Raw genomic sequence first — 6,178 nt, forward strand, 5'->3', positions numbered from 1 at the left:
ATGTGGACGCGGTGCTGCAGGCGATCGGGGATCCGAGCCGCCGGACCGTGCTCGACGCGCTCCGCGAGGGCCCGAGGACCGTGAACGAGCTCGCCGAGCGCCTGCCGATCGCACGACCCGGGGTGTCCCGGCACCTCCGGGTGCTGCGCGAGGCGGGCCTCGTGGAGGTCGAGTCGCGCGCCCAGTTCCGCGTCTACTCCATCCGCGCCGAGCCGCTCGCCGAGCTCGACGCCTGGCTCGACGACTACCGGGCACTCTGGCGCAACCGGCTCGACGCCCTCCACACCGAGATCGCCCGCGGGCAGCGGGACAGAAGGAGCACCCCATGACCGACCGCGTCCTGTCCGTCGTCCGCCCCCACCGCGACGCGGCCCTCGTGCACGTCGAGGACGTCTACGCGACCAGCCCGGAGGATCTGTGGTCCGCGATCACCCGGCCGGAGCGGCTCTCGCGCTGGATCGCGGAGGTGACCGGGGACCTCGCCGTCGGCGGCGCGTTCCGCATCCGGTTCACGAGCTCGTGGGAGGGGGACGGGCGCGTCGACGAGTGCGAGCCGCCGCACCGCCTGGTCGTGACGACCGTTGCGGAGGACGGATCCTCGACCGAGATCGTCGCGACGGTGACGCCGGAGGGGGACGGCGCGCGGCTCGTCGTGGAGGAGCGCGGGCTCCCGGTGGACGAGGCACCGGACCACGCCGCGGGCTGGCAGGTGCACCTCGAGGACCTGGGCACCGCGCTCGCCGGTCGGACGCCCGGCGACTGGGCAGCACGATGGCGCGAGCTGATCCCGGTCTATCGGCCGGGGAGCGGCCCGGCCGCGTAGCCTGGGTGGCCGTGACCGACACCGGCGTCCGTTCCGCTCCCACCCGCATCGAGACCGACAGCCTCGGCGAGGTCGAGATCCCCGCAGCCGCCTACTGGGGCGCGCACACCGCCCGGGCGCTCGAGAACTTCCCGATCTCGAACACCCCGATCTCCCGGCACGCCCGGCTCGTTGACGCGCTCGCGATCGTGAAGCAGGCCGCCGCGCGCGCGAACCGCGATCTCGGCACCATCGATCCCACCAAGGCCGCGATGATCGAGCGCGCCTGCGTCGCGATCCGGGAGGGCGAGTACCACGACCAGTTCGTGGTCGACGTCATCCAGGGCGGCGCGGGCACGTCCACGAACATGAACGCGAACGAGGTCGTCGCGAACGTCGCGCTGGCTTTCGCCGGGCACGAGCTCGGCGACTACGCGACGCTCAACCCGATCGACGACGTCAACCGCAGTCAGAGCACGAACGACGTCTACCCGACCGCGGCGAAGATCGCGATCGCGATGGCCCTCGAGGACCTCCTGATCGAGCACGTCGCCCTCAAGCGCGCGTTCGCCGACAAGGGGCACGAGTTCCACGACGTGCTGAAGGTCGGGCGCACGCAGCTGCAGGACGCCGTCCCGATGACGCTCGGGCAGGAGTTCCACGGCTTCGCCACCACGCTCGGCGAGGACGAGGAGCGCATCCGGGAGGTGCTGCCGCTCCTCCGGGAGATCAACCTGGGGGCGACCGCCATCGGCACGGGCATCACCGCCGACCCGCGCTACGCGTCGACCGTGCGGGCGCACCTCACCGACCTGCTCGGCGAGCAGTACGTCACCGCGGGGGACCTGATCGAGGCGACGAGCGACACCGGCGTGTTCATGCAGATGTCGGGCGTGCTCAAGCGCGCAGCGGTGAAGCTGTCCAAGATCTGCAACGACCTGCGACTGCTCTCGTCCGGACCTCAGGCCGGTCTCGGCGAGATCGTCCTCCCGGCTCGGCAGGCGGGCTCGTCGATCATGCCGGGCAAGGTGAACCCGGTGATCCCGGAGGTGGTGAACCAGATCGCGTTCGCCGTGGTCGGGCACGACGTCACCGTGACGATGGCGGCGGAGGCGGGCCAGCTGCAGCTGAACGCGTTTGAGCCGGTGATCTTGCACTCGATCCTGACGAACGTCGTCTGGCTCGCGGCGGGGTGCAAGACGCTCCGCGAGCACTGCGTCGAGGGCATCCGGGCGAACGTGGGCCGCCTCGACACGATGGTGCGCACCTCGGTCGGCGTCGTCACCGCGCTCACGCCGTACATCGGGTACGCGGCCGCGTCGGCGCTCGCGAAGACGGCGTTGCTCACCGGGAGGGACATCGCCGACCTCGTGGTCGAGGCGGGCCTCATGACGCGGGAGCGGGTCGCCGTGCTGACGGCGCCCGAGCGCCTGACGAACACCGCCCCGCTCACCGGCTCCATGTCCGTCGTCGGGCCGGAGACCGCGGCGATCGCCATCACGCAGCCGACGGAGGCCGACTCGATCTGAGTCGGTCCCGACGCCGGTCACCCGCCCACGGCGCGCTGCGCGGTGCCGGAGGAACGGAGGCCCGCCGCGTAGCCGGGGGCCCGGCCGTAGCCGGAGAACGACCGGCGATCGGTCGCGCTGCGCACCCGCACGTGGTCCCGGACCCAGGTCTCGACCTGCTCCTCGCGGGCGGCGACGACGAGCGCCGTGCCCGGCCCGGTCGTCGCGATCGCCTCCTGACGCCCGGCGGCCAGACGCGCTGCGGCGCCCCGGCCGAACTCGCGCGCGAACTCGCAGCGCGCGAGATGCGCGTCCCATCGCTGGATCAGCCGATGCCGCGGATCCGATCGCCACCACGCTCGCATCGCGAGCGCCGCCTGCACCGCGAGCGACTCGAGCAGCGGCACCGCGAGCATCAGATCGGAGTGGAACCCGGTGACGACGAGCTCGACGTGCGCCTTCGTCCCCGGGGCGTCCCAGTACCGGTCGACCACGCGCCGATCGCGGTAGTGCGCGACGAGGCCGAGCGACCCCGCGACCGACATCAGCCCGAGCACCACGTCGAGCGCGATCGTGCCCCGGCCGCCGTTCACCGCGATCGTCCGGCGCTCGATGGGCTCGTGCTCGGCCCGCTGCGCCCCGTCGGTATCGAGCGTGAGGCGGTCGATCGCGTGCTTCGCGAGCAGCCGCTCCGCTTCCCGCCCCGCGGTGTCCCGCTCCGCCTGCGTCGCCGACGAGTCCTCCGAGACCCGCAGGAAGTGCGCGATCCGTGCCTCGATGCCCATCTTCTCGGCCATCGTTCCTCCATCCTCTTCGCGGCACGGGCGCTCGAGTGCAGCACTTCAGCAGGGGCCACCGACAGCCGGCGACCGGGATACTGCTCGGATGCCGATCGACGACCCGGAATCCGCACAGGCGTACGGCCGCGACCTCCTGCAGGGCGACCTGGTGCGCCTCCGCCCGCTCGAGGAGCGGGACCTCACCCACCTGGAGCGGTGGTGGGCCGATCCGGAGTGGCAGGTGCTTCAGCAGGAGACCGTGCGGCCGAGGCCGGACGGCCCCGCGCAGGAGCTGTTCCGGCGCTGGAGCGCGAACGACTCGGGCACCGGCGTCGGCTTCAGCATCGAGGCGAACTCGACCGGCGAGTTCGTCGGGCACGTGACGCTGTGGGGGATCGCGCTGCCGTCGCTCGCTGCGACCCTCGGCATCATCATCGGCCCGACCCAGGTCGGCCGCGGCTTCGGGACCGACGCCGTCCGCGTCGCCGCCCGATACGGCTTCCGCTCGATGGGGCTGCACCGGATCGGGCTCTCGGTCGCCGCGTTCAACGCACGCGGACGCCGCGCCTACGAGAAGGCCGGGTTCCAGGTCGAAGGGATCCGCCGCGAGGCCGTGTTCCTGGACGGCGAGTGGGTCGACCAGGTGCAGATGGGGCTGCTCCGGCCCGAGTTCGAGGCGTCCGAGGAGGCCCGACGCGCCGAGGAGCCGTCCGAGTGACCGTCCGCCTCGCGGCTGCTGCCGACGCGAGCGCGCTCGCCGAGGTCGCCGCCGCCACGTTCGCCCTCGCCTGCCCGCCGAGCACCACGCAGGAGGCGATCGCGGACTTCATCGCGACCGCCCTGTCCGAGGCGTCGTTCGCCCGCTACCTGGAGGACCCGGACCGGATCCTCCTCGTCGCCGAGGACGCAGCGGGGGAGCGGCTGGACGGCTACACCATGCTCGTCGTCGGCGAGCCGGCGGACCCCGACGTCGCTGCGGCGATCAGGATCCGTCCGACCGTGGAGCTCTCGAAGATCTACGTGCGCGCGGACGCGCACGGGCGCGGCACCGCTGGCGTGCTGCTGTCGCGGAGCGTGGAGGCCGCGCGCGAGCGGGGCGCGGTCGGGATGTGGCTCGGCACGAACCGGGAGAACGCGAGAGCGCAGCGCTTCTACGGCAAGCACGGCTTCGCCGTCGTCGGCACGAAGCGCTTCAAGCTCGGGGACCGGTACGAGGACGATCTGGTCTTCGAGCGCGCGCTCTGAGGGCGTCGGAGGCGGGCCGTGCGCAGGGCCAGGATGGACGGGTGCCCGATGCCGCCTGGTTCACCTCCGCCGTCGTCTACCAGATCTACCCGCGCAGCTTCGCCGACTCGAACGGGGACGGCGTCGGCGACCTCGGCGGCGTCCTCGAGCACGTCGACCACCTCGCGACGCTCGGTGTGGACGTCGTGTGGCTGTCCCCGATCTACGTCTCCCCGCAGGCCGACAACGGATACGACATCGCGGACTACCGCGACATCGACCCCCTCTTCGGCAGCCTCGAGCAGCTCGACGAGCTGATCGCCGCGCTGCACGCGCGCGGTATCAAGCTCGTGATGGACCTCGTGGTCAACCACACGTCCGACGAGCACCCCTGGTTCGTCGAGTCCGCCTCCGGCCGCGACAGCGCGAAGCGGGACTGGTACGTCTGGAAGGACCCGCGCGACCCCTCGACGGGCGCGGGTGGGCCCGGGCGGGAGCCGAACAACTGGGGCTCCTTCTTCTCCGGGTCAGTCTGGGAGTGGGACGAGGCGAGCGGGCAGTACTACCTGCACCTGTTCGACCGGAAGCAGCCGGACCTGAACTGGGAGAACGAGGACGTCCGCGAGGCCGTCTACGACATGATGCGCTGGTGGCTCGACCGGGGGGTCGACGGCTTCCGGATGGACGTCATCAACTTCATCTCGAAGGAGCAGTCGTTCGCCGACGCGCCTCCGGTCGCCGGCGAGCGCTACGTGAACGCGTTCAGTCTGTTCGCGAACGGCCCGCGCATCCACGAGTTCCTCGCGGAGATGCACGAGCGCGTCTTCGCCGGCCGGGAGGGGAAGTACCTCACTGTCGGCGAGATGCCGGGCGTCACGACGGAGGAGGCGATCCTCTACACCGACCCGGCGCGGGGCGAGGTCGACATGGTCTTCCAGTTCGAGCACGTCTCGCTCGACCAGGGGCCGACGTCGAAGTGGGACTGGATCGGACTCGACCGGCTCGCGTTGAAGCGCTCCCTCCACCGCTGGCAGACCGCGCTCGCCGAGAAGGGCTGGAACAGCCTCTACTGGGACAACCACGACCAGCCCCGCGCGGTGTCGCGGTTCGGCGACGACGACCCCGCCTGGTGGGAGCAGTCGGCGAAGGCGCTCGCGACGATCCTCCACGGCATGCGCGGCACGCCGTACGTCTACCAGGGCGAGGAGCTCGGGATGACGAACTACCCGTTCGGCGCCGCAGACGAGCACCGGGACGTGGAGGCCGTGAACCACTGGCGGCGCGTCCTCGACGAGGGCCTCGACCAGGAGGCGGCGCTGACCGGCATGGCGAAGGTGGGGCGCGACAACGCGCGCACCCCGGTGCAGTGGGACGCGTCGGAGACCGCCGGGTTCACGACCGGTGAGCCGTGGCTGCCCGTGAACCCGAACCGGACCTGGCTGAACGCGGCCTCGCAGGTCGGCAAGGACGGCAGCGTCTTCGAGCACTACCGCGCGCTGATCGCCCTGCGGCACGAGCACCCGGTGTTCGCGATGGGCGACTTCGCGGGCGTGCTCGACAACGACCCGGAGATCTGGGCGTACGTCCGGACGCTCGACCGGCAGCGGATGCTCGTCATCGCGAACTGCAGCCGGAGGCCGCGGGACCTCGAGCTGGGCGACGGATGGGCGGGCTCGCGCCTCCTGCTCGGCTCGGTGCCCGAGCGGCCCGCGACCCTGGCTCCCGGCCCGATCACGCTCGCGGGGTGGGAGAGCCGCATCTACCTCCTCGCCTGATCGGGGTGGAGTTTTGTTTTGTTTGTGTGGGGGCGGGGGGGCCGCAACACCCTCATAATGCACCCCCCCGGGCGCGGGGGCGGAGCGCGG

The 6,178-nt window shown here is 71.9% G+C and carries 7 protein-coding genes; 6 read left to right on the forward strand and 1 reads right to left on the reverse strand.

Annotated features, from left to right (window positions below):
• The first annotated feature begins 2 nt into the window (after positions 1-2).
• From ACTHLI_RS02925 to ACTHLI_RS02935, 3 genes are read left to right on the forward strand one after another with little or no spacing between them, the layout of a single operon-like run.
• Complete coding sequence (locus tag ACTHLI_RS02925) at positions 3-329, forward strand: ArsR/SmtB family transcription factor (protein WP_440181362.1); 327 nt, start codon at positions 3-5, stop codon at positions 327-329.
• Complete coding sequence (locus tag ACTHLI_RS02930; RefSeq protein ID WP_440181364.1) at positions 326-823, forward strand: SRPBCC family protein; 498 nt, start codon at positions 326-328, stop codon at positions 821-823. The genes ACTHLI_RS02925 and ACTHLI_RS02930 overlap by 4 nt, the downstream gene beginning before the upstream one ends.
• Before the next feature lie 11 nt (positions 824-834).
• Entirely contained in the window at positions 835-2,331 is a 1,497-nt protein-coding gene (locus ACTHLI_RS02935) for an aspartate ammonia-lyase (RefSeq protein WP_440181366.1), read from the forward strand.
• Positions 2,332-2,348: 17 nt separating this feature from the next.
• Here ACTHLI_RS02935 and ACTHLI_RS02940 read toward each other — a convergent pair whose 3' ends face one another.
• Positions 2,349-3,107 carry a hypothetical protein gene (locus ACTHLI_RS02940; protein WP_440181367.1) on the reverse strand — a complete coding sequence of 253 codons (759 nt, stop codon included), beginning with the start codon at positions 3,105-3,107 and terminating at the stop codon, positions 2,349-2,351.
• Between the two features lie 88 nt (positions 3,108-3,195).
• Here ACTHLI_RS02940 and ACTHLI_RS02945 point away from each other — a divergent pair, with 88 nt between their 5' ends.
• The 3 genes from ACTHLI_RS02945 to ACTHLI_RS02955 are packed head-to-tail and all read left to right on the forward strand — an operon-like array spanning position 3,196 to position 6,088.
• Positions 3,196-3,807, forward strand: coding sequence for a GNAT family N-acetyltransferase (locus ACTHLI_RS02945; protein ID WP_440181369.1), 612 nt, complete (start codon positions 3,196-3,198; stop codon positions 3,805-3,807).
• A complete protein-coding gene (locus tag ACTHLI_RS02950) occupies positions 3,804-4,334 on the forward strand; it encodes an N-acetyltransferase family protein (protein WP_440181370.1) in 531 nt (176 codons plus the stop codon). Before ACTHLI_RS02945 ends, ACTHLI_RS02950 begins: the two co-directional genes overlap by 4 nt.
• Before the next feature lie 41 nt (positions 4,335-4,375).
• Positions 4,376-6,088, forward strand: coding sequence for an alpha-glucosidase (locus ACTHLI_RS02955; RefSeq protein ID WP_440181371.1), 1,713 nt, complete (start codon positions 4,376-4,378; stop codon positions 6,086-6,088).
• The last annotated feature ends 90 nt before the right edge of the window (positions 6,089-6,178 follow it).

This window comes from Amnibacterium sp., assembly GCF_051956055.1.
Lineage (GTDB): Bacteria > Actinomycetota > Actinomycetes > Actinomycetales > Microbacteriaceae > Amnibacterium.